Here is a 22,407-nt window from a genome sequence, read left to right as displayed (position 1 = left end):
TTATCCAAGCCCGCTCGTCTATTCCATTTCATTCCGTACAAAACTCATGCTCGTATCGCCGGCGCCCGGCCGGCCATGGCAGGCAGGAAGCCTGCGACACATCCACAAAAAAACCTCTGCCGGTTTCCCTGCAGAGGTTTTTCAAAAGTGGTTGATTCAATCAACAGACTATAGGCAAACCGCCTCCACAGGATCATTCCCAGTGAGTAGCAGGCCTAGCAGCAGGTTGTTGAATTCGTTTTTCATATCGGTGCGTAACCTAGTTCCAATGTTTGGAAATTGTCAATCCCCTATTTTCAGGCATTAAAGAAGAGGTGCGCGTTTTCGGTGATTTTCCAGCAGCCGCTTCTTCAGTTCGCCGGTATTCGAAGCATCCGGCTTCGTCTGAGAAACCGCTTCCAGCAGAGCGACCATCGATTCAAAATCACGAAGGTCGATCTTCTCCGCCTCTATCTTCGATTCACCCATGTTGTGATAATTCCCCAGCGGCAGACAGACCGCACAGGTACGATACCCCAGCAACGCCAGCCCCGTCGACTCGCAGCTGCCGCCCGGCATCAGCGATTCCGCAAACCTCAGCGACGGATCTGCACGGTGTAACGCCCGCGCCGTTTTCCGGACATTGGACGTCAGCTCCGGATCAAAAACCGTCGAAGCATCGCCCACGCGGACGATCGCCCCCTGCCCGATCCGGGCATTGGGCTGCGCTTTCGACGCCTCGATTCCAAGGATTGGAAACCGCATATCAATCAGCTCATTTTTGGCCGCCGAAATGGCACCGACAAACCCCACCTCTTCGGCGCGGGTCAGCAAACCGAAGACCTTCCGGCTTGCTCCGGAATCCTTCAATCGTTTCAGGGTCAGCAGAATCGAAGCCACGCCGCACAGATCGTCCACCACGCGCAGCGACAATCGATTCCCTCTTTTTTTCCACGCCGGAAGCTCCCACATGCCCAAGGTTCCCCGCGCCAGCGGAACCACGTCATCGAGTTTAATCCGACACTTCAGAAATCCCGCCTGTTTATCCCGCTTCGCCGTCTCCACCGTCCCGCCAACCGGCTTTCCGATGTCTGGAAAAAACTGCATACGCGCGGCAGGGAAATAAGCTTCCTGCACACTGCCGCGAAACCAGGCCTGCACCGTGCGGCCCCGGCGACTGATCAATTCAAAACCCGGATGGTCCATGTGCGCCTGCAGCACCCACGGATACTTCGGTGCGCGGCCCCGGCCTTTGTACGTCAGCAGAATATTGCCGACCTCATCCTGCGTAAAATCAATCCCGTTCACCGCCGCCCAATCGCGAACAAACGCCTGCACATGCCGCTCACAGAAAGGAGCCGTCGGCAGCGAAACCATATCCTTGAGCAATTTCAGATCTGACGGACTCAAAGACATCGGCACATTTACATTTCCGCTTTAGGATAAGAACCGAGCACCGTCATGACCGTGCAGTGCTCCTGCAGAGCTTCGAGAGCACGTTTCACTTCAGGATCGTCGGCATGGCCGTCAATATCCACAAAGAAATAATATTCCCAGTTTTTGTTCCGACTCGGGCGCGACTCAATTTTGGTCATGTTGATGTTGTCGGCTTTAAACACCGACAATGCATCGTACAACGCGCCGACCTTATGCTTCACACCGAACATGACGGAGGTTTTGTCGTTGCCGGTCGCCGCACTGAAATCCTGGCCGATAATCAGGAAACGGGTGGTATTACCCTGCATGTCCTGAATATTTTCCGCCAGCACCTCGATGTCATACATATCCGAAGCCATCACACTGGCCACCGCCGCCGCACCGGGGGTTTCCAGCGCCAGCTGCACCGCTTTCGTCGTACTCTCAACCGGAGAAAGCTTGGCATTCGGCATATTCCCCGCCAGCCAGGCCCGGCATTGCCCGAACGCTTCCTGCTTACTGAAAATCAGGGAGATTTCATCTTTCCGGTGCCGGGAAAGCAGCGTCAGGGAAATCGGCAGATAAATCTCCGCACAGATTTTGAGCGGAGTCGTTGCGAATTGATCGAACGTATGCGTCACAGCGCCCTCGGTGGAGTTTTCCACCGGAACCACGCCGTAATCCGCCGCACGGTTTGCCACGCGATCAAACACTTCGGCAATGGTGCTCGTTGGAATATAATCCACACTGACACCGAATTTATTGCGCGCCGCCTGATGCGTGAACGTGGCTTCCGGTCCGAGATAGGCAATTTTCATATCGGTTTCAAGCGCCAGCGCGGCCGACATGATTTCACGGTAAATCGCGTGGGCCGATTCCTCGGGAAGCGGTCCTCCGTTCAAAGATCTGATTTTATCGAACACCGCACGTTCGCGGGACGGAACATAAATCTCCGCACCCTCTTTTTTCTTTTCCTCGCCGATCTTCAGCACCACGTTAATGCGCTCATTGAGCAGCTTCACGATTTCCGAATCGAGCGAGTCGATCTGGTTTCTTAAATCATCAAGATTCACTTTTTTTCTCTCCGTTATCTTCCGAACCCTGAATCTCTTCATCCAGCGCCGCCATCGAAGCATCGGAATCCGCCGCATCCGATTTTTCTTTCAACTGTTTTTCGATCTCCGGAAGATCCTCTGTCGTCTCTTTTTTCTTTTCCTCAGCCGGCATGGAGCGTTTCAGCTCCTGAGAACCCGGCAGATCGTTGATATCATTGATCCCGAAATGCTCGAGAAATTTCTGGGTGGTGCCGAACAGCCACGGACGCCCCGGGAGCTCAGAACGCTTCACCACGCGCACCAGCTGCATATCAATCAGCTTGCGCAGCACCGCATCCACGGAAACACCGCGAACCTCCTCGATTTCCGACCGCAGGCAGGGCTGACGGTAGGCCACAATCGCCAGCGTTTCCAGCGCCGGCTTGGAAAGACGCATCGTCTGTTTTTTTTCCAGCAGCGCCCGAACAAACGGGCCGCACGCTGAATCATTCTGCAGGCGATAAGCCCCGGCAACCAGCGCCACTTCCAGCCCGACCTTGGCTTTCTCCAGATCTTCCATTAACTGTTCAACAGCGCCTTCGATCTGCTTGTCTGTCGCCTTGGCATACTGCTCGTACGGTCCGCCGTATCCGTTGCCGGTTTCGATCATTGCTTTACGCATCCGCTTCACCGTCAGCGGCTCCTTCGCCGCAAACAGCAATGCGCCGACAATCTGCTTCAACTCAGGAAGTACATCTACCGTGCTTTCGCTCATGTCACTCTCCGCTAAAGCGTTTCATCTTCTTCATCGTCAAATTCATCTTCATCGCCGAACCCATCTTCATCAGGTTCACCGCCTGTTTCTTTCATTTCATCATCCAGATCAAATTCCGGGTGCGGCTCCTCGGGCTCTTCCGGCGGCAAAACCGGCGGCGGATCAGGCTCGCGCGCTTCCACTACAATATCACTGAAGTGGTCGTCCTGCACACAGGCAATCTTATTCAGCTTAATCAGTTCCAGCACCGCCAGAAATGTGCAGACAATTTCCTGCCGCGATTTCATCCCGCCGAACAGATCCGAAACACATAGGCGATCAATTACCTTCAGGTTTTCAACAATAAAGCTCACCTTCTGGCTTACGGTATATTCCTCGGCAAAGATTTCCTGAAGATTCTCCTCCTGCACCCGTCCGAGCGCTTCATTCAGCGCCGAAATCAGATCGAAAATGCTCGCGTCTTTCAGGTCCACATCCGGCGCGTCCCCGAGCTCGACATACTCGCTCTCGCGGCCGAAGACATTTTCCATGTGCAGTTCCAGATCCTCGAGGTGATCCGCCGCATCCTTGAATTTTTTATATTCAACCAGCTGGCGCACAAGATCCCAGCGCGGATCCTCTTCTTCCTCTTCGGCCTCGTCCTTCCGCTCCTCCACCGGCAGCAGCATGCGGCTCTTGATCAGCATCAGCGTCGCGGACATCACGATAAAGTCGCCGGCAATATTCAGATCCAGCACCTTCATCAGCTTCAGATATTCCATATACTGATCCGTAATGCGCCCGATCGGAATATCATAGATATCCACCTCATCCTTTTTGATGAGGTACAGCAGCAGGTCCAGCGGTCCCTCGAACACCTCGAGCTGAACCTTATAGTCGTCTTTGATTAATTCCATCTGTGAACTCAATTTAGATTGTCGATTTTAGATTGCCGATTTGTCGGTCTGCGACAGCCTTACCTGAATAAAGGCCAACGCCGCCTGAGTTCCACAAATCAAAATTTAAAAATTAAAATTCTAAAATCCCTTCCCTATTCCAGGCCGGCGGCCTGACGTGCTTTCTGCAGCGTGGCACACGCAAGCACGCGCGCCTTTTCCGCACCGGTCTTCAGCACGTCTTCCACATAATCCATATTCGCCGCCAGTTCCCGGCGTTTTTCACGGATCGGCCCGAAATGTTCATTCATTTTTTCCAGCAGTTCCAGCTTGGCATGACCATAGCCCAGGCCGCCGGCGCGATAGCGTTCCGCCAGATCATTCTGTTCCTCTTCGGAAGCGAACAGTTTATAGAGCGCAAACACATTATCGCCTTCCGGCTCCTTCGGATCCTCCAGCTCTTTGCTGTCGGTGACAATCGACATGACCCGCTTTTTCAGCGGTTTGCCCTCGGCGAAAATTTCGATGGTGTTGTCATACGATTTCGACATTTTCTGCCCGTCAATCCCCGGCACCACCGCCACATTTTCGCGAATCGCCGGCTCCGGAATCGTGAAGACCTCGCCAAACTGGTTATTGAACTTAATCGCCAGATCCCGGGTCACCTCCACGTGCTGTTTCTGATCCTTGCCCACCGGAACCACATTCGACTGCACCGCCAGGATATCCGCCGCCATCAGTACGGGATACGCGAATAATCCGTGCGACGCGGCGATGCCCTTCGCAATTTTGTCCTTGTAGGAGTGGCAGCGCTCCAGCAGCCCCATCGGGCAGACCACCGAAAGCAGCCATGCCAGCTCATGCACTTCCGGCAGATCGCTCTGCCGATACAACGCCGTCTTTTCCGGATCGATTCCGCACGCCAGATAATCCAGCGCCACGTCCTTCGTCATTTCCCGCAGCGCCGGGCCGTCCTGCACCGTCGTCATCGCATGATAATTCGCGATAAAAATATAGGCGTCACCCTGCTCCTGCAGTTCCGTCGCCGGTTTAATCGCCCCGAAATAATTGCCGATATGCAGTTTGCCCGAAGGCTGAATGCCCGTCAGAATTCTCATTTAAATTGCTCCAAATCATTCTCTAAAAAACAGAACCCGTGTTTTTACCTCTTCCGCGCCTTTGATACAAATCCATAAATGAAAAGGAAAATGCCCGCAGCACCGGAATTCAACGCGACTATGCAAAGGCCCCGGCGTAGCCGCAGATGCAGGCTTTCTGCCGCGTTGCGCGCAACGCCCCCCTCCCCGCCGTCGAACGTCCGCTAGTCGATGGCATACTGAGCGTGGGCGCAGGTCGCGACGGCCACAGATAGAGTGATTGGTGCCTTTTTCATTGCGCAACTCCTTCAGCCTGTGTCGGAACCATGACTTTCTGCTGATTCAACTCGATCTTCAGTTCCTCAATTTCACATTCAGGCTTCGGACTCAGACCTTGAATGGCGATCGACGTGAGTGAAGTGTCAACTCGAACGCAAAAACGTCCAGCGGCTCATTTTCAATAATCGTTCAGCGTGAGATGCGCACCCGATAGAAAGCATTGTCTGAGCTGCTGCCAGGAATGGTAAACAGAATCTCGCTCCCGCTCACAGTATTCGATACGGGGATGACGGGATTCCACGGCGAAGCCGGATTGGTCGTCGTAAGTTCAGCGGCGCGCTCAATGTCGTAGGTGACCGCAGCTTCATAGGGGGTGTAGAAGAGTTCCCAAGGTGTGTTTGCAGGGACATCGCTCATTCCGATAAAGCAGTACGCTTCGGGGTCCAGGGGATCCGTACCCGCCACGTGTTCGCAGATATTGTTGCGGCCGTCTCCGTCCGGATCGAGGTCAGGATCGCCAATCGGGTTATTCGTGGAACCGAAGCAGAGAATTTCCCATGCGTCGAGCAGCTCATCGCCGTCGCCATCAGCGACGGGGGGGGCAACCACGGTGGCCGTGATCGCCAGATCACCGGATCCGAGGTCCGTGGCGTAGTTGATGCGGAACGCATAGTGATTCGGAGTCAGAATCACGCCGCCCTCTGAAACATTCTCAAACGTATAACTGCTGTTAAAGCTTTGGTAGTCAATGAGTGTGAACTGTTGACCCAGCGTCAGGGCAACCCCGGGGTCGACCTCCATCTGGAGATGCGAAAGATAAAGATTCAACACCCCGTCCACTTCGGCATGACCCGGTACAATAGAACCGCTTCCATTATTGCCGATGGTGAAAACCAAAGTGCCTGTCGAGGAGGTGGCCGTACCGCCGACATACAGGTCTGAGTGGGTATATAAAACTCCGCCACGCGCAAGACGAATAATAGCCGTTGCCGGTTCCGGATCCGGCACGCCGCTTGCCCCCCTTGCGAATTGAGTTGCTGAATAATGATTCTCCAACCGGGATCCCGCTCCAGTCACCAGCACTTCCCCGTAGCTGCTCTCAACATCGGCAACCCGCAGGTCCCGCAGGTCCGCCAAAGCACCGTCTTTGACGATAAGCGATCCATGACCGGATCGGCCAATTTCCGCCCTTCCGTTAGTCCACTGCCTCAGAATGCTGCCCGACCCTTTGACGACCACCTCGCCTTCCGCGTCCGCCTGATAGCCGATGTGAATACCGGCGGACTCCCAGACCGCACCGTCTTTAACCTCCATCCACCCTTTTGCTCCGGTGAGATGCCCGCAATAGAGATTGTCGGAAAGACGTATCTTCGTCCCGTAACCGGTCAAAACCATTTCTCCGGATGAGCCGACACCGAGGCCCAGAATAATATGATGATTTTGATATGTCGGCTGTATCATCCGGGCACCATTTCTAAACGTTACGCGTCCCGATGAATTGATACCATTTCCCACCAATAGGTTAGCTGTAAACTCCAGAGAGCAACCTGAGCCGCTCATGGCGAAACTGCCGTCAACCCCTTCCCCATACGCAATGTAGGTATCGTAGAGGACTATACTGGTTGATCCATCGAGATACATAGATCCATCTGCAGCATAGCCGACCGCCACGTGTCCTGATCCGGGCCAGGGATTCCCATCGAGATCGGTGACTGAGCCGAAATAGGTCAAGGCAGCCTGTGAAGGCGGGCCAATGACCGATAGAATGGTGAGGATCAGCATGCTGATTCCAACGAATGGGTTTCGCGAAGTGATGGTTACCGGTTCGGCTTTCATGGTATCGCCCTCCAAGGTTGTCATTAACTTCTCCGCACAGCTCTTTTTTAATCTCCGGGCCCTCTATGTAAAGACAATAACGGGCGCACCAAACATGCGGTTAATTATATTCTTAGCCACCATTTAGCCGGCACTGGCTGGTGATTTCCCTCGGAGGCACCGGGTCATGCCCGGCCATTGACACAACCGGGCCTCCATCATGGTTTCGCCTTTCCGAGACAGCCCCAAAGATTCCTTGATTTCGCTGGCCAACCGGATGTGCTTTTGATGGTGTGCGGGGCGAGGATTCGGGCGGATGGGTATTGAAGAAAAAATGGCGATTTTGGCGGACGCGGCGCGGAATCCGGTCTATTGCCTGGACGGGCCGCTTGGAGGAATGGGGCTCGAGCCGCTGGCGTATTAGCGGATGGGCCTGAAGCTCGGCCGGCAGGTGGACCGGCTGCACGCGGATACGGTGGAGCATGCGGTGCATCAGGCGGCGCGCAATGCGGGACGCGAAATTCACCGCTTCAAAGGGTTACTGCGATGCCGGAAACTGGTGGATGGTTTATATTGGGCCCCGTTTGAGCCGGAACGTCTGCTGAAGAACAATCCGGTGGCCGACGATGGAGAGGGTGTACAGCAGTTGTGGAAGACCTTTTTCAAAAGCGTTACGATCGGGGAAACCCGAAACAGCAGGCCCGTTGCATGCCGTTGCGCTATTGGCAATGGCTGCCGGAGGTCGAATGAAAAAGGCCGGTATTCTTTTTCCGCATCAGCTGTTCCGGCATCATCCTCTGTCTGACACGGTGGATACCGCATACCTCATGGAGGAACATCTGACCCACCCGGACATGTTTTTAAACCGGTTGCACGATCTGCCCCCGTAATGAAGGATGAAGAAAAAAGCCGTGAGATGGTTCAGGCGGTTCATTTTCACGATGTTCACACTGGCTTTGCATTTAATACAACGGCCAGATTCAAGGGACAAATAGTGAGCGTACCCCTCCAACTTCCGAAGACTGCACTCACTTACGAAGCAGTTTGCGCCGGAACACGTTTACATATCGGAAGCACTCATAGCCCAAATAATTTAGTTCGTCTTAATCACTCAACTAAGCACCTTTTATTGGCAAACCGCTCCTCGACGCCTCGGTAAAGCGTCACAGCCTTAAACGCGCAAACCATATTCACCTATTCCACGATCACCTTGTTCATGTTTTATTTGAACATTATACCTATGGGGGGTATCTATTCTATCAATTAAGGAGTATGAAAATGAAGGGACATCCAACCACCCACGAAGAGAATAAATATCGGCTTGCCCGTATTGAGGGACAGGTACGCGCGGTCAGTCGAATGATCGACGACCATGAATATTGCGTGGATATCATCACCCAAATCCAAGCGGCACGTTCAGCCCTGCAGTCGGTCAGTAAAATTATTCTCGAAAAACACCTCAAGCACTGCGTAGCCGCAGCGCTGGAAACCAAAGACGAGTCCGACATCGACGAAAAACTTGCGGAAATCATGACCGTTATTAAACGTATGGGAAAATAGAAAGGAAACATGCCATGAACAGCAGCATATTTACCGTCATCAGCACCTTACTCATCACCTTCTCCGCTGTGGCGGTTGACGTAAAAAAAACAGGGGACGAAAAACCGGTAGAAAAAAAAGGACAAACCCACTGTCCTGTAATGCAACGATACGAAATTAATCACGCTCTTTATGTTGATGTAAAGGGCTTCCGTATCTACACCTGCTGCAAAGGCTGCATCAACCAGATCAAAGCCAATCCGGACAAATACATCAAGCGCCTGACAGACCAAGGCGTTGTCTTTGAAAAAGCCCCGGGCAAAACCCAGACGCTGTGCCCCGTGATGGGCGGCAAAATCAATAAGGCGCAATATGTCGACGTGAAGGGCAAACGCATTTACGTCTGCTGCCCCGGCTGCATCGGAAAGATAAAAGCCGATCCCGACACCTACATCCATAAGCTCGAGGCCGACGGCATTACCCCCGCACCAGCCCCGCAGCCGGATGCATAAACTGAAGCAGCACCAGGAGTACAGAACGGGGGGGAACACCCCCGGCCGGAGGGCCCGCCATGAAAAAACGATTACTGATTCCAGCGTTCTTCACCGCCGCCCTGCTGAGCAGTTATGCCGATCCGTTCGGAACCCACCTCACGCTGCAGGCGGCGCTGGAAGCCGGAGCGGAAAATAATCCGCAGCTCCAGGCCGCCTTTTATCGCTGGAAGGGCTATGAAGAAAACATTGCCGTTCAGAAGGCGCTGCCCGACCCCGCCTTCACCTACGGCTATTATTTTGAATCGGTCGAAACCCGGGTCGGGCCGCAGAATCACCAGTTCCGGCTGGCCCAGACCTTTCCGGGCTTTGGAAAACGCGCCGCCAAAAAGGCCGCCGCCACCGCGCTGGCCGCCGCCTACGGGGAAAACTATAAGCAGGAAAAACTCAACCTCGATTTTGCGATCACGCAGGCCTATGCCGAACTCTATTACCTGAAGCGCAGCATCGATATCACACAGGACCGCATCCGGCTCATCCGCGATCTGGAAAAGGTTGCCCGCACCCGCTACAAATCCGGCTCGCCCATGGCACCGATCCTTCAGGCGCAGGTTGAGCTCGGCCGCCTCGAAGACCGCCTCTCATCCCTGAACGATTTGCGCCAACCGCAGGTCGCCCGCCTTAACGCCGCGCTCAATCGGCCGGCCGATGCGCCGCTGCCATGGCCGGCGGAAATCCCCTACGTCCGGATCGCCCCCGACGAAGAAGCGCTGCTTGAAAACCTGAATCATACCAGCCCGTCGCTGGCCGCCCTGGCGCGGAATGTGGAGCGGGGCGTTCATCAGGTTGCCCTGGCCCGACGCGAACGCCTGCCCGACTTCACGCTCGGCGTCCAGTATATCCAGACCGATGATGCCGGCACCCCCGTTTCGGATAATGGAAAAGATCCAATCATGGGAACCATCGGCATCAACATCCCGCTTTGGGCCGGAAAAAACAGCGCCCGCGTCGCAGCCGCAAACTATCAGCGCACCGCCGCGGAACTTACCCTGCAAAATCGCGAACGAACGCTGGAAGCCGACATCAAGCGGACGCTCTACAACCTGCGCGACGCCGACCGTAAAATCAATCTCTACGCGGAGAGCCTGATTCCCAAGGCCGAGCAATCGCTCGAGGTCAACCGCACTGCCTATGAAGCCGGACAGATGGAATTCATCAACCTGATGGATGCCGAACGCATCCTGCTCGAATTCCAGCTCGCCTATGAACGCGCGCTGGCCGACCACCTCAAACACCGCGCCGACCTCAGCCGGCTGACCGGCCTGGATTTACTTCACGGAGCAAACCATGAAACGTACTAAGCCCATCCTGTTCATGATCATCGCGCTCTTTGCGGGCTTCATCCTGCGCGGGTGCTTGGTCTCCTCCGACGATCATCACGAAGAAGACGCCCATTCAGCCGAAACCGCCCCGGAGATATGGACCTGCTCCATGCATCCTCAGATCCAGCTTCCAGCCTTTGGAAAATGTCCGATCTGTTTTATGGACCTGATTCCGCTGGAAGCCGATGATGACGGCGGCGGCGAGCGTGAAATCAGCGTCAGCCCCTATGCCGCCAAACTGATGGAACTGGAAACCGCGGAGGTTCAGCGCCGCTTTGCGGAAGCCGAAATCCGCATGGTCGGCAAGGTCGATTATGATGAAACCCGGGTATCGACCATCTCAGCGTGGGTCGCCGGCCGCCTCGACCGGCTGTTTGTCGACTACACCGGCATCCCCGTCAAAAAAGGCGAGCACCTCGCCGAGCTCTACAGCCCCGAACTGCTAACCGCGCAGGAGGAACTGATTCAGGCGCTCCAGACCTTGGAAAAACTCAAAAACAGCCGAAGCTCCCTGTTGCTCGAAACCGCGGAACAGACGGTGGTTGCCGCGCGCGAAAAGCTGCGCCTTTGGGGCTTCACCTCCGGGCAGATTGCCGAAACAGAAGTGCGCGGAACCCCCAGCGATCATATGACTCTCTATTCGCCGGCCGCCGGCATTGTGATTCATAAGAACGCGACGGAGGGCATGTACGTGAAAACCGGCACCCCGATCTATACCATCGCCGACCTTTCCAGAGTCTGGATCCTGCTCGATGCCTATGAGTCCGACCTCAGCGGCCTGCGCTACGGCGGTTCGGTGGAGTTCACAACCGAAGCCTATCCGGGGCGCGCGTTCAAAGGCACCATCTCCTTCATCGATCCGATCATCAACGCCGCCACGCGCACCGCCAAAGTTCGTGTGATTGTCGAAAATGCGGACGGAACGCTCAAGCCCGGCATGTTCGTTCGGGCCGTCGCCCGCCCCAGAGTCGCGCAGGATGGAAGAATCATGAATCCCGGACTGGCCGGCAAATGGATCAGCCCGATGCACCCGGAAGTGATCAAGGACGAGCCCGGCCCCTGCGACGTCTGCGGTATGCCGCTCGTGACGGCGGAATCGCTGGGCTATGTTTCCGAAAACGAATCCAACGCCCCACTGCTGATTCCTGTCTCCGCCGCGCTGAAAACCGGCAAACGCGCCGTCGTCTACGTCGAGATTCCTGATCAGGAAAAACCGACCTACGAAGGTCGCGTGGTCGTGCTGGGCGGACGCTTCGGCGACTTTTACGCCATCGAAAGCGGCCTCGACGAAGGCGAGCACGTCGTCACCCGCGGCGCCTTCAAGCTCGATGCCGAGCTGCAGATCCGCGCCAAACCGAGCATGATGTCTTCGGAGAGCGAGGAGTCGGAAACCGAAAGCGGAACGCTAAAACCGCAAACCCGCTGCCCGGTCATGGGCGGCGAAATCAACAAAGACGTCTATGTCGATTACAACGGCATGCGCATCTATTTCTGCTGTGCCGGGTGCGACGGCGAGTTCAAAGCCGACCCGGAAAAATATATCGCAAAAATGCGCGCCGAAGGCATTGAACCTGAAAAGGTGCCACAGCCTCAAACCCTCTGCCCCGTCATGGGTAATCCCATCAACAAAGACGTCTACATCGACCACGACGGCATGCGGATCTATTTCTGCTGCCCCGGCTGCGACAGCACCTTCAAAGAAAATCCCGACCAATACCTGAAGCAGATGCGCGCCGAAGGCATTGAACCGGAAAAAGCGGAGCATGCCCATGCACACTGACCCCGCACAGACGGTTGAACAACGTTCAGCGGTCGGCCGGCTGATCCGCTTCTGTCTGGAGAACAGGCTCATCGTCGCGCTGTTCACCGCGGCCGTCATTTTCGGCGGTCTGCTGACGGCGCCGTTCGATTGGAAAATCGGCGACCTGCAGCGTTACCCGGTCGCCGTTGACGCGATTCCGGACATCGGCGAAAACCAGCAGATTGTTTTCACCGAATGGATGGGCCGCTCGCCGCAGGATGTCGAAGACCAGATCGGCTATCCGCTGATGGTTCAGCTGCTCGGTATTCCCGGCGTTAAAACCATCCGCTCCTACTCCATGTTCGGCTTTTCCTCGATCTACATCATCTTCAAGGAGGATGTGGAATTTTACTGGTCGCGCACCCGTGTGCTGGAAAAACTCAACAGCCTGCCGGCCGGCACCCTGCCCGACGGCGTGCAGCCGACGCTGGGGCCGGATGCCACCGCGCTCGGACAGGTCTACTGGTACACGCTCGAAGGCCTCGACCCCGACGGAAACCCGACCGGCGGATGGGATCCCGAAGAGCTGCGCACCACGCAGGATTGGTATGCCCGCTACTGGCTCCTTTCCGCCGACGGCGTCGCCGAAGTGGCCTCCGTCGGCGGCTTTGTGCGCGAATACCAGGTCGATGTCGATCCCGATGCCATGCGCGCCTTCGGCGTGAGTGTGGATGAGGTTTACCAAGCCGTACAGGGCGCCAACCTCGATGTCGGCGCGAAAAACCTGGAAGTCAACCGCGTCGAATATTTCATCCGCGGCGTCGGATTTATCCAATCATTGGAAGACATCGAAAACAGCGTCATCAAAGTCAACGCCGACGGTGTTCCCGTGCTGATCAAACATGTCGCCGACGTCACCCTCGGCCCGGCGCAGCGGCGCGGCGCGCTCGATAAAGGCGGCGCCCCGGCGGTCGGCGGCGTGGTGGTCGCGCGCTATGGCGACAACCCGCTCCGCGTGATCCGGAACGTAAAAGAAAAGATTGCCGCCACCGCGCAGAGCCTTCCGAAAAAGACGCTGGCCGATGGCACCGTCAGCCAGCTGACCGTCATCCCGTTCTACGACCGCACCGGCCTGATTTATGAAACGCTGGGCACCCTGAACGAAGCCATCGTTCAGCAGATCCTCATCACCATCATCGTCGTGCTGATCATGGTCATGCATCTGCGCTCCGGGCTGGCCATCAGCACCATGCTGCCGCTGACCGTGCTGCTCTGTTTCATCGGCATGAAACTCTTCAACGTACAGGCCAACATTGTCGCCCTCTCCGGCATCGCCATTGCCATCGGCACCATCGTCGATATGGGCATTGTCATCTGTGAAAATATCATCCGGCACCTCGACCGGGCCGACCCCGAAGAACCGCGCATCGACGTGGTGCACCGGGCGGCCTCGGAAGTCGGAGGCGCCGTACTGACCGCCGTGCTGACGACCGTCATCAGCTTCCTGCCCGTCTTCACCATGATCGGGGCCGAAGGCAAACTGTTCAAACCGCTCGCCTTCACCAAAACGGTGGCTCTGGTCGCCTCGATCATTCTGGCACTCACCGTCCTGCCCGTACTGGCGCATACCCTGTTCGGCCGGGCGCGTTCGCCGGGCGCGGCGCCGAAGACCGGCCGGCGTTCCATCCGAGGCATCCTGAAAAAATACTTCCCGATCATCTTCACCGTTTTGCTGGTGGGCTGCTGGCTGACGATCGAATGGGAACCGCTCGGACCGCAAGCGGGCACACTGCGCAATCTGGTTTTCGTGACCCTGCTGATCGGCGGCCTGCTCCTTTTCTTCCGGGTGTTCCAACACTTTTACGCCCCGATCCTGCGCTGGTGCCTGAACCATAAATCCGCCTTCCTCGCGCTTCCGCTGGCACTCCTGATTCTCGGAACAACCAGCTGGCTTGGATTCAGTAAAACCTTCGGCTGGCTGCCCGACTTTATAGAGAAAACGCCGCCGGTTCAGAAGGTCGCCCACGCGTTTCCAGGGTTTGGAAAAGAGTTCATGCCGACCCTCGACGAAGGCTCCTTCCTTTGGATGCCGACCACCATGACGCACGCCTCCATCGGCGAAGCGCTGGATATTCTGCAAAAGCAGGATATGGCCTTTGAGTCGATCCCGGAAATCGCTTCCGCCGTCGGCAAGCTGGGGCGCGCCGAAACCTCGCTGGATCCCGCGCCGATCTCCATGATCGAGACGGTGATCAACTACAAGCCGGAGTTCCGAATCGACCCCAACGGAAAGCGCCTCAACTTCAGATATGAAGACGGAGAATTTGTCCGGGATACCCAAGGCCAGCTGATTGAGGATGAACGCGGCCGGCCCTACCGCCAATGGCGCGACCATATCCGGTCGCCTGACGACATCTGGGATGAGATTGTAAAGGCCGGAAAAATTCCCGGCACCACCTCCGCGCCCAGGCTGCAGCCGATCGCCGCGCGCATCGTAATGCTGCAAAGCGGCATGCGCGCGCCCATGGGCGTGAAGGTGCAGGGCCCGGACCTCGAAACCATCGAGCGGGTGGGCCTCGAGATTGAGCGCTACCTCAAAGAGGTGCCGTCCGTGGAACCGGCGGCGGTCATTGCCGACCGCATCGTCGGCAAGCCCTACCTCGAAATCGTCCCCGACCGCGAGGCACTCGCCCGCTACGGCATTCCGATACGCAAGTTCCAGAACATTATCGAAATCGCCATTGGCGGCAAAAAGGTGACCGGCACCGTCGAGGGCCGCGAGCGCTTTCCCGTCCGGGTCCGCTATCAGCGGGAGCTGCGCGATAATATCGAAGCGCTTGAACAGGTGCTGATTCCCGGAATGAAAGGACAGCAGATCCCCATCACTCAGCTGGCCGAAATCAACTATGTACGCGGCCCGCAGAACATCAAGAGCGAGGATACCTTCCTCGTCGGCTACGTCGTTTTCGACAAAAAGCCGGGGCACGCGGAAGTCGATGTGGTGGAGCAGGCCCAGGCCTACCTGCAGCGTAAAATCGACAGCGGCGAATTCAGTTTACCGCGCGGCGTAAGCTATCGTTTTGCCGGCTCCTACGAAAACCAGCTGCGGGCATCCAGAACCCTTTCGATGGTGCTGCCGATCGCGCTCTTCGCCATCTTCATGCTGATCTACTTTCAGTTTAAATCGGCGTATACCACCTTCCTCATTTTCACCGGCGTCTTTATTGCGTGGTCCGGGGGCTTCATTCTGATCTGGCTCTACGGCCAGCTGTGGTTTCTCGACTTCAGCCTGTTCGGCACTGAGATGCGCGACCTGTTTCAGGTGCACGTCATCAATATGAGCGTGGCCGTCTGGGTCGGATTCCTGGCGCTGTTCGGCATTGCGACCGACGACGGCGTCGTGATGGGCACCTATCTCACGCAGACCTTCCGCGAAAACACCCCGACCACAAAAGACGAAGTCCGCGCACTGGTTCTTCAGGCCGGAAACCGCCGCGTGCGCGCCTGCCTGATGACCACCGCCACCACCATCCTCGCCCTGCTGCCGGTCCTCACCTCCACCGGCCGCGGTTCCGACATCATGGTCCCCATGGCCATCCCCTCTTTCGGCGGCATGCTCATCGAAATCGTCACCATGCTCGTCGTACCCGTGCTCTACTGCTGGCGCCAGGAATCAGAAATAGGACGGGACGGCACATTTTCCGCCAGGGGAAAATGAATCGTCACGATCAGCATTACTGCTATTACAGGCCCGCAACCATGCTCTGAATGATAGAAACAGCTCCGATGCCGCCGAACGGCGTCAAAACAGCAAGAAGTATCGGATTACTCGAAAGAGGAGCAAAAGCACCCCGTTCACAGGATGCGATCTGTTCGATACATCGATCGACTTCTTCACTATTCTCCGGTTTTTTAAGTTTTTCCAGCTGGAGCAGATCAAACGCGCGTTTCTGGATTTCCTTCGCTTTGTATCTCAGGTAGACCGCCGAAAAAAGAGCAGCAAACACGGTCAAGCCGACCACACCCGCCAGCGGAAGCGGCCAATCCCACAGATCAATCAGAGAATACCGCGAAAGAATCATCAGAAACAGAACCACAAACGGATAAACAATAATCCGGCCGGTGGTTTCCGTAACCCGGCCTACGAGATAAATATTGTTTAAATGCACACGGCAGTCCAAAGCCCGCATTTCACTGTGATGCCAGCAACATGGGTCGTAGCGTTCTTTGTTACGGCGGTAAAGGTTGCAGATCAAACGCGTACTGCGCAGCAAGGTGTAAACCGTGACACCGCAGAGCAAAATCATACTGATCAACGCCAGCCGGAGCGAACCCTGATGCGCCACCAGCGCCAGTGTACCGCGGTAAGGGGTAAACGGCTGATCGCAACGCACCACCGCCCCGGCCAAACCGCCGTAAATGATGGTCGCGGCCAGCAGTACAACATAAATCCAGCCGATGCCGCGCCGCCAGCTGTATGCGCTCCAAATCCGCGCAATATCAGTTTCGGCTGTATTCCGCCGGAACGGCCACAGGAGATTCTCAAGGAATCCGAATTCTGTCTTTTTCAAGCAGCCGGTTTTAAACCCAAATTCCGCCGCGACCGAATGAGAATCGCTTCGGATTGAAAAATAGGTTCTGATGATAAAATAGAGCGAACAGATGAAAACCAGAATACGGATCATGAGCGAAGGCCAAATCGATATCCCCCCGAAAACGGTGAAGGGCTCCCCGCCGTATGGGTCTTCTCCGCTTGCAGCCATAGTCTGAAAAAATAATACAACGACCCCGCCGCACGCCCCGGCAAACAGCAGCCAGTAAAAAGCCGGCTTCATCGTGCCCGGATTTCCGCCAGCGGACCGGAAATAACCGAACACTCCGAGGAAGAGCGCCGGAACAACAAGCCCCAGCCCCAGAAGAAGAACAATACGGCCAACGTGTTTGCGCCAGATATTATCCGGTTCGGGATGCAGCGGCAGAAAAAATTCCCCGATTTGTGTGTCCCGGTTTGAGAGATCAACCGCACCCTGCAGGCCGATTTCAAAAATACGAGGATCATAATCATCGATATTGAAGGCCCAGGGAGCCCCGTTCAACACCGTGAACATGGTCGCATACAATCCGGTCTGATAGGTATTTCTAAACGGTGCCGTCCGCTGCTGCAGCGTGGGTGAGAGTTCCAGTCCGTAACTCGACCCGACTACCAGACCGCGGGTCCATTTCAACTCGTCAGCATGAAAAAACCGGGCATCGAGGTCGGTTGTAAAAAATACCGCATCAGGAATTTTTCCCCGCAGCGCCCGCAGAATCAGCAGTTTGTCATAAGCATCGCTGCCGAAAATTCCGACCGCCGTAACCCGGTGGCCCTCGGTATTGATCTTCTGAACACGCCCGGCCAGGCGGCGCAGATAGTCATACTGACTGGACCCATCCGGATAGCGCAGCCCCAACGTATGGTAAAGGCTCTGCCCATTACCAGAATCGTTTCCAGACTTTGGAACATCAACATGTTCCGCACCGGGCATCAACCCATCAATCCCCCTCAGATATTCAAACACCTCAATCTCCTCCGGCCACTGGAGTGCCGAACGTCCCTGCCGCTGAAGATATTCCAGCGCAAAAGTAGTTGAAAGCGCCCGGCTGAATACGGAATCCCATTCGCCGATCAAAACAATCCGGGCCGGCGTTTCACGCGGATTGCCCGGCGGCAAGATGGCCCCGCGCCGGCTCAGCTCATCTACAAGGGCCTTCGCCACGCGTTTATCCTTCTGCACCGTACGATTGAAATGAATACCGTGGAGATAAAGAATCTCCTTCCGCAACTCCGCCAGCGCGTCGCGGCCGGAGGTTGTTCCGCTGTCATATTTTTTATTCAGCAGCTCGTTGAATTTCCTGCCGTTGGAGAGATCCGCATTCAACAGATAATTATCCGCCGTGGCCCAAGGTGAAAAGACGCTGCAGACGGGGGTGGCATACAGGCTTTTGATTCCGTTCATCGCGCCCGCTTCGGCCTGTTCATTTTTCACTACCCGGCCGACGGCTATGTGGGCAGTCTCAAGCCTGCTGATCCGGTGTTTCATCGAAGCATTGACACTCGCCCGTCTATTGGTCTGCATCTCACGAATTTTCGTGAATGCTGCTTCTATTTTTATTTCCGCTTCCCTTTCGGCCCAGTCTTTCGCTGCTTTTACAAACCCACTGCGAACCTCTTCCAGAGCAATCCGTGCTTTCCTTTTGGAGCGGTAAAAGGGCAGGCGATCGATCTCATCAGTACACAAATTCAGCAACGCCTCAAAACGCTGATAATCATCCGCTGCGCTTCCCTGCTGCAGATAGTCATGGTGGAACTGCTGCGGCTCTGGATCATTTCCACGGGAAAACCGATTTTCTTTTCCGCCGGCCCTCCTGATAAGCTGTTCCCGCAGCTGTCCGAGGAGCTCCAGTTTTTGCCGGGTCTGTACCAGATTGAATTCATTCGAAAGGATGTGGACCGGGCTGGAGTTGATTTGTTCACCACTCGCGGCATCCTCACGCTGCTGTTCCAGTTCGCACAGTTTATTTTCCAGTTTAAAGAGTGCAGCTCTCAACTTCTGTTCTTCCTCTGCAATCGCCGTCAGCGTACCGCGGTAAATCCTCAATTTCTCCGCGCGAACCAGTTCCTCACCGTAAAGGCTGATATTGATCACAATACCTGCCGATTCCTTCGTACCGATCTCCTTGCCCCCGAACGGCAGGCTACTGAACAGACGGGCATTACACCCGGGTTGCATATACTTCCAGATTTCCTTACTCAGCCCGGTCACAGCAGCCCTGTATTCCTGTTCGGTCCCCCCGTTATTTCCCTGTCGCTTAAAATCAACACCGGCAACCGTCTCATCCTGCTGCCCCGCCGCCAGCTCGCGGAGCTGTTTCTTCAGTATCTGAATCGACTCCTCCAGCCATACCCCGCTCGCCCGAAACGCCTCGATTTCCTGCAGTATCCGCCGGATTCCTTCGGATGAACGGGGGCCAATGATCCGAATATCACATACTCCCCGTTTACCCCGCTCCGCCGCAGGAGCCAGAGCTTCGGATAATTTCCGGTAATCGGACAGCGGTCCCTGTCCCGGAGAAACGATCGCTTTAGCCGCAGTACCCAGAAAATCACTGCGCAACCAGAGAATACACACATGTTCAAATTCATTGCCGTACAAATTGTCCGGTTGCTCATACGCAGGGGCCAGCCCATTTAACCCACCCGCCGGATAGACTTCCGGCTTGGATTTATCCCGGGAAAACCATTCATACGGTACCGTGTTGGTAACGCCCCCGATCACCAGCCTGCCGATATTCATCTTCTGCGGACTGTTCGGTTTGTAGTTCGAGGTACTCAGTGCGGCCAAAACGGCATACCGCTGCTGAATCCGATTCTCCCTCATTTCCGGATAGTGCCCATCATCGGTCATCACCGGAACAATCAGTTTATCCACCCGGGTCTCGAGAATCTCTTTCAGGCTTCTGAGTTCGGCCCGGGCATTCGTTTCAGGATACCGCTTCCCCCAACGCTCCAGCACATCAAAAGGGTCCTCCCAAAGCCGTGCGTCCACCTGATTTCCGGACGGTTCCACCACGACCTCTTCGGCAATTTCGGGACGGTGCGATTTCAGCGTCGTACGACTGTTGGAAATCACTGTACCGATGATTGCACTAAAGATCAGAATCAAATTTCCCGACGAGATCGGGCTCGAACCGATTCCGAACATCTTCATACCGCCTCCTTATACACGCATTATGGTCGCGGGCCGGCGTACTTAGTCCGATTCACCATCATCAGCCAACGCGACATCGTCATCGCCATAGCAGGCCTGTACCGCAAACTCCTGCACCAAGTTGATCGGCGGGTAAGGCCGCGGCATATTCAGGAGCGATGCCGTAAAATAATGGATCGCTTCCGGGGTTTTACAATAGGTGTTGTTGAAACCGAGAATCCGGGGGGAAATGGTGATATCATCTTCATACAATTTGGCCTTAATCGCCCCAAGCGCCAGCATGGCATTCTGGATGCTCGACTGGCTGATCTCGCTGGGCATCGGCAACATCGTCGAAACCGGCTCCCCGCTGATCCCCAGTGTTTGAATCACCATTGATCCCGAGACTTTTTTCGCTTCCGCGGCAGCTCCAATAGCAAAAAGACTGCCTAGATCCACATTCGACTCCAGCACACTCAGGTTTGCGGTCAACCGCAGGCCGACGCCGGCAAACAGCCCGGTTGACATCGGCGCATCGGTCCCATACTCCACCGCTTCCAGCCAAGCATTCGTCGAAGCTTCGATTTCCATGATGCCCACCGGCAGCGTGGTATATTTGATATAATCGAGCACCACCACATAACTGCCTTTGCTGAAGCTCCCGCCAGCCGGCCCATAGGTAATCCCTCCGGAATAGGTAAAGGATCCCACCGAGAGGCGCATGGTTTCATCCGGCAGGACTGCCAGAATCGCTTCATTCATTTTTTGCGGCTCATAGCCATCGGGCAAAGCCAGCTGCACCGGCAGCGGATCAATGGGATAGTAGCCCGGACTGACCTTCGGAGCGGTACAAACCGCTGTGGTTTTACACCCCGAAAGAGCCCCCAGTATCACGGCCAAACACAGGATGATTTTCATAATGCCCTCCCCTTCTTTGATCAGTCTTTAAACACCAGTTCCCAACGCGAGAGGTTGTGCCCCCAGCTGCGTTCATTCACGCCGGCCACTTCACGTACCGAGTTTCCGGGAATACGGTGATCAAACGGTTCGGCGGAATAGAGGAACCGCTGGATCAGCCTTTGCAGGCGTCCTTCGTTGAGCACAAAACCATGGCTGTTGTCGTTGGCCCAGAAGTCCTTGATCAGAGCCACGGTTTTAACACCGGAATCGTCGGGACGGGCATAGCAGCAGGAACTCGCATGCGCCACGGCGCCGTCGCCGTCTTTGCTTACGGCCACCTTCGAAAGGTTGAATAAATTCACTGGTCCGGGCGGCGGAACGTTTTTGAGCACCTGCAACGACTGCATCGTTTTATAGCCGTCCCGCACCACGATCAGAATCCGCTTTTTTTCCGCAGCTGAAAGCTGGTCGAGATCCACCATTTCCTGCTCCACCATCCGTTTACCGCGGCGGATCAGTGCTTTCAGCTTTTCTTTGCGCGCCGTTTTTTCGGCGGAATCGTCCGGCTTGATATCCACCAGATTATCCTGCCAGTGATTAAGGTTGTAAAAATTATGCAACGCGCCGTTTTCAAAACGGGAAACCCCGGCATAACGCGGCAGCAGTTCCAGAGCACCGGGCCAGGTACGTACCAATTTACGCATGCTTTCTTTCGTTCCCGCAAAAAAACCTTCGCCTTTAATCAGTCCTGATATGATTTCGAGCGAGCCGAGGAACGGGGGCACCGCAAGCACCGCTTTATTAACATAACGAAACCCGGCAAGGTTCAGGTAGGAACGAAACACCTGATTTCCCATACTGTGCGTAATGAAATCGAACGATGAAAACACCGGTTGCTTCGGGTCTACCCGCCGGCGGGCTTTTGATTTGGCAATCAGATAGCCGATAAAGTCCTGCAACCGCTCGCCGTTCTCGACATTCGAATAGCGCCAGTCGTAGTTGAAAATATACACCGGCCGGCTGGAATTTTTCCGCAATTCCCCCACCAGCTCGCCGTAGGCCAGCAACTCCACCTCGCTAGGCTGGATAATAGATTCGAGGGCTTCATCATAATACCGGTTGCGGTAACTTTTGGTCAGAGCCAAATCGTCGATCGATTCAAAATTACTCTGAATCCCCGACCAGATGGTGTCGTGATTCACCTCATTGGAATTGAGCAGTTTCGTTCCTTTAATTCCCGGAATCAGAATCGTTGCCTGCGCAGCCATGCTATACCTCCCTTTTTTGTATCCTTTATACGGCAAACTCTAAAAGGAAGTTATCGTTCGGCAAGGTATTTTATTATCTTTTTAATTTT

Annotated in this window: 15 protein-coding genes; 6 read left to right on the top strand and 9 right to left on the bottom strand. The window is 55.4% G+C overall.

All coding sequences use genetic code 11. From position 1 onward, the window contains the following. Positions 1-303: 303 nt before the first annotated feature. The 6 genes from P9H32_RS10355 to P9H32_RS10330 form a co-directional block, all read right to left on the bottom strand. Positions 304-1,395 carry a M20/M25/M40 family metallo-hydrolase gene (locus P9H32_RS10355; protein ID WP_322609312.1) on the bottom strand — a complete coding sequence of 364 codons (1,092 nt, stop codon included), beginning with the start codon at positions 1,393-1,395 and terminating at the stop codon, positions 304-306. 8 nt (positions 1,396-1,403) lie between these two features. Then, positions 1,404-2,468: a prephenate dehydratase gene (pheA, locus tag P9H32_RS10350; RefSeq protein ID WP_322608822.1), complete on the bottom strand. Its 1,065-nt coding sequence runs from the start codon at positions 2,466-2,468 to the stop codon at positions 1,404-1,406. Continuing rightward, the gene (gene scpB / locus P9H32_RS10345) at positions 2,458-3,204 is read right to left on the bottom strand and encodes an SMC-Scp complex subunit ScpB (protein WP_322608821.1); all 747 of its coding nucleotides are present in this window, start codon (positions 3,202-3,204) and stop codon (positions 2,458-2,460) included. Before scpB ends, pheA begins: the two co-directional genes overlap by 11 nt. 11 nt (positions 3,205-3,215) lie before the next feature. Further along, positions 3,216-4,100 carry a segregation and condensation protein A gene (locus P9H32_RS10340; protein ID WP_322608820.1) on the bottom strand — a complete coding sequence of 295 codons (885 nt, stop codon included), beginning with the start codon at positions 4,098-4,100 and terminating at the stop codon, positions 3,216-3,218. 134 nt (positions 4,101-4,234) lie between these two features. After that, positions 4,235-5,197 carry a tryptophan--tRNA ligase gene (gene trpS, locus P9H32_RS10335; RefSeq protein ID WP_322608819.1) on the bottom strand — a complete coding sequence of 321 codons (963 nt, stop codon included), beginning with the start codon at positions 5,195-5,197 and terminating at the stop codon, positions 4,235-4,237. Positions 5,198-5,644: 447 nt separating this feature from the next. Then, positions 5,645-7,315, bottom strand: a complete 1,671-nt coding sequence (locus P9H32_RS10330; protein ID WP_322608818.1) for a hypothetical protein — start codon at positions 7,313-7,315, stop codon at positions 5,645-5,647. Positions 7,316-7,697: 382 nt separating this feature from the next. On the opposite strand from P9H32_RS10330, the gene P9H32_RS10325 reads away from it, so the two are divergent. From P9H32_RS10325 to P9H32_RS10300, 6 genes are all read left to right on the top strand, one after another. After that, the gene (locus P9H32_RS10325) at positions 7,698-8,075 is read left to right on the top strand and encodes a DUF4130 domain-containing protein (protein WP_322608817.1); all 378 of its coding nucleotides are present in this window, start codon (positions 7,698-7,700) and stop codon (positions 8,073-8,075) included. Positions 8,076-8,542: 467 nt separating this feature from the next. Next, a complete protein-coding gene (locus P9H32_RS10320) occupies positions 8,543-8,830 on the top strand; it encodes a metal-sensitive transcriptional regulator (RefSeq protein WP_322608816.1) in 288 nt (95 codons plus the stop codon). Between the two features lie 14 nt (positions 8,831-8,844). Then, complete coding sequence (locus P9H32_RS10315) at positions 8,845-9,321, top strand: hypothetical protein (protein WP_322608815.1); 477 nt, start codon at positions 8,845-8,847, stop codon at positions 9,319-9,321. 59 nt (positions 9,322-9,380) lie between these two features. Continuing rightward, entirely contained in the window at positions 9,381-10,661 is a 1,281-nt protein-coding gene (locus tag P9H32_RS10310; protein ID WP_322608814.1) for a TolC family protein, read from the top strand. Next, positions 10,648-12,462: an efflux RND transporter periplasmic adaptor subunit gene (locus P9H32_RS10305; RefSeq protein WP_322608813.1), complete on the top strand. Its 1,815-nt coding sequence runs from the start codon at positions 10,648-10,650 to the stop codon at positions 12,460-12,462. Before P9H32_RS10310 ends, P9H32_RS10305 begins: the two co-directional genes overlap by 14 nt. Further along, positions 12,452-16,141 carry an efflux RND transporter permease subunit gene (locus P9H32_RS10300; protein ID WP_322608812.1) on the top strand — a complete coding sequence of 1,230 codons (3,690 nt, stop codon included), beginning with the start codon at positions 12,452-12,454 and terminating at the stop codon, positions 16,139-16,141. The genes P9H32_RS10305 and P9H32_RS10300 overlap by 11 nt, the downstream gene beginning before the upstream one ends. A 25-nt stretch (positions 16,142-16,166) precedes the next feature. On the opposite strand, the gene P9H32_RS10295 is transcribed toward P9H32_RS10300, so the two are convergent. The 3 genes from P9H32_RS10295 to P9H32_RS10285 are packed head-to-tail and all read right to left on the bottom strand — an operon-like array spanning position 16,167 to position 22,318. Further along, the gene (locus P9H32_RS10295) at positions 16,167-20,171 is read right to left on the bottom strand and encodes a hypothetical protein (RefSeq protein ID WP_322608811.1); all 4,005 of its coding nucleotides are present in this window, start codon (positions 20,169-20,171) and stop codon (positions 16,167-16,169) included. A gap of 42 nt (positions 20,172-20,213) precedes the next feature. After that, on the bottom strand, positions 20,214-21,068 hold the full coding sequence (locus P9H32_RS10290) for a hypothetical protein (RefSeq protein ID WP_322608810.1): 855 nt from the start codon (positions 21,066-21,068) through the stop codon (positions 20,214-20,216). 20 nt (positions 21,069-21,088) lie between these two features. Further along, positions 21,089-22,318 (bottom strand): esterase/lipase family protein, encoded by a 1,230-nt coding sequence (locus tag P9H32_RS10285; RefSeq protein WP_322608809.1) that lies wholly within the window; start codon positions 22,316-22,318, stop codon positions 21,089-21,091. Between the last annotated feature and the right edge of the window lie 89 nt (positions 22,319-22,407).

The sequence above is a fragment of the Pontiella agarivorans genome, from assembly GCF_034531395.1.
Taxonomy (GTDB): domain Bacteria; phylum Verrucomicrobiota; class Kiritimatiellia; order Kiritimatiellales; family Pontiellaceae; genus Pontiella; species Pontiella agarivorans.
This window is presented reverse-complemented; position numbering and strand designations above follow the sequence as displayed.

Excerpts from the sequence above, each read along its gene's own strand:
- P9H32_RS10305 (WP_322608813.1), top strand. The coding sequence starts at position 10,648 with ATGAAACGTACTAAGCCCATCCTGTTCATGATCATCGCGCTCTTTGCG.
- P9H32_RS10325 (WP_322608817.1), top strand. The coding sequence starts at position 7,698 with ATGGGCCTGAAGCTCGGCCGGCAGGTGGACCGGCTGCACGCGGATACG.
- trpS (WP_322608819.1), bottom strand. The coding sequence starts at position 5,197 with ATGAGAATTCTGACGGGCATTCAGCCTTCGGGCAAACTGCATATCGGC.
- scpB (WP_322608821.1), bottom strand. The coding sequence starts at position 3,204 with ATGAGCGAAAGCACGGTAGATGTACTTCCTGAGTTGAAGCAGATTGTC.
- P9H32_RS10330 (WP_322608818.1), bottom strand. The coding sequence starts at position 7,315 with ATGACAACCTTGGAGGGCGATACCATGAAAGCCGAACCGGTAACCATC.
- P9H32_RS10355 (WP_322609312.1), bottom strand. The coding sequence starts at position 1,395 with ATGTCTTTGAGTCCGTCAGATCTGAAATTGCTCAAGGATATGGTTTCG.
- P9H32_RS10290 (WP_322608810.1), bottom strand. The coding sequence starts at position 21,068 with ATGAAAATCATCCTGTGTTTGGCCGTGATACTGGGGGCTCTTTCGGGG.
- P9H32_RS10295 (WP_322608811.1), bottom strand. The coding sequence starts at position 20,171 with ATGAAGATGTTCGGAATCGGTTCGAGCCCGATCTCGTCGGGAAATTTG.
- P9H32_RS10310 (WP_322608814.1), top strand. The coding sequence starts at position 9,381 with ATGAAAAAACGATTACTGATTCCAGCGTTCTTCACCGCCGCCCTGCTG.
- P9H32_RS10320 (WP_322608816.1), top strand. The coding sequence starts at position 8,543 with ATGAAAATGAAGGGACATCCAACCACCCACGAAGAGAATAAATATCGG.
- P9H32_RS10340 (WP_322608820.1), bottom strand. The coding sequence starts at position 4,100 with ATGGAATTAATCAAAGACGACTATAAGGTTCAGCTCGAGGTGTTCGAG.
- P9H32_RS10285 (WP_322608809.1), bottom strand. The coding sequence starts at position 22,318 with ATGGCTGCGCAGGCAACGATTCTGATTCCGGGAATTAAAGGAACGAAA.
- P9H32_RS10300 (WP_322608812.1), top strand. The coding sequence starts at position 12,452 with ATGCACACTGACCCCGCACAGACGGTTGAACAACGTTCAGCGGTCGGC.
- P9H32_RS10315 (WP_322608815.1), top strand. The coding sequence starts at position 8,845 with ATGAACAGCAGCATATTTACCGTCATCAGCACCTTACTCATCACCTTC.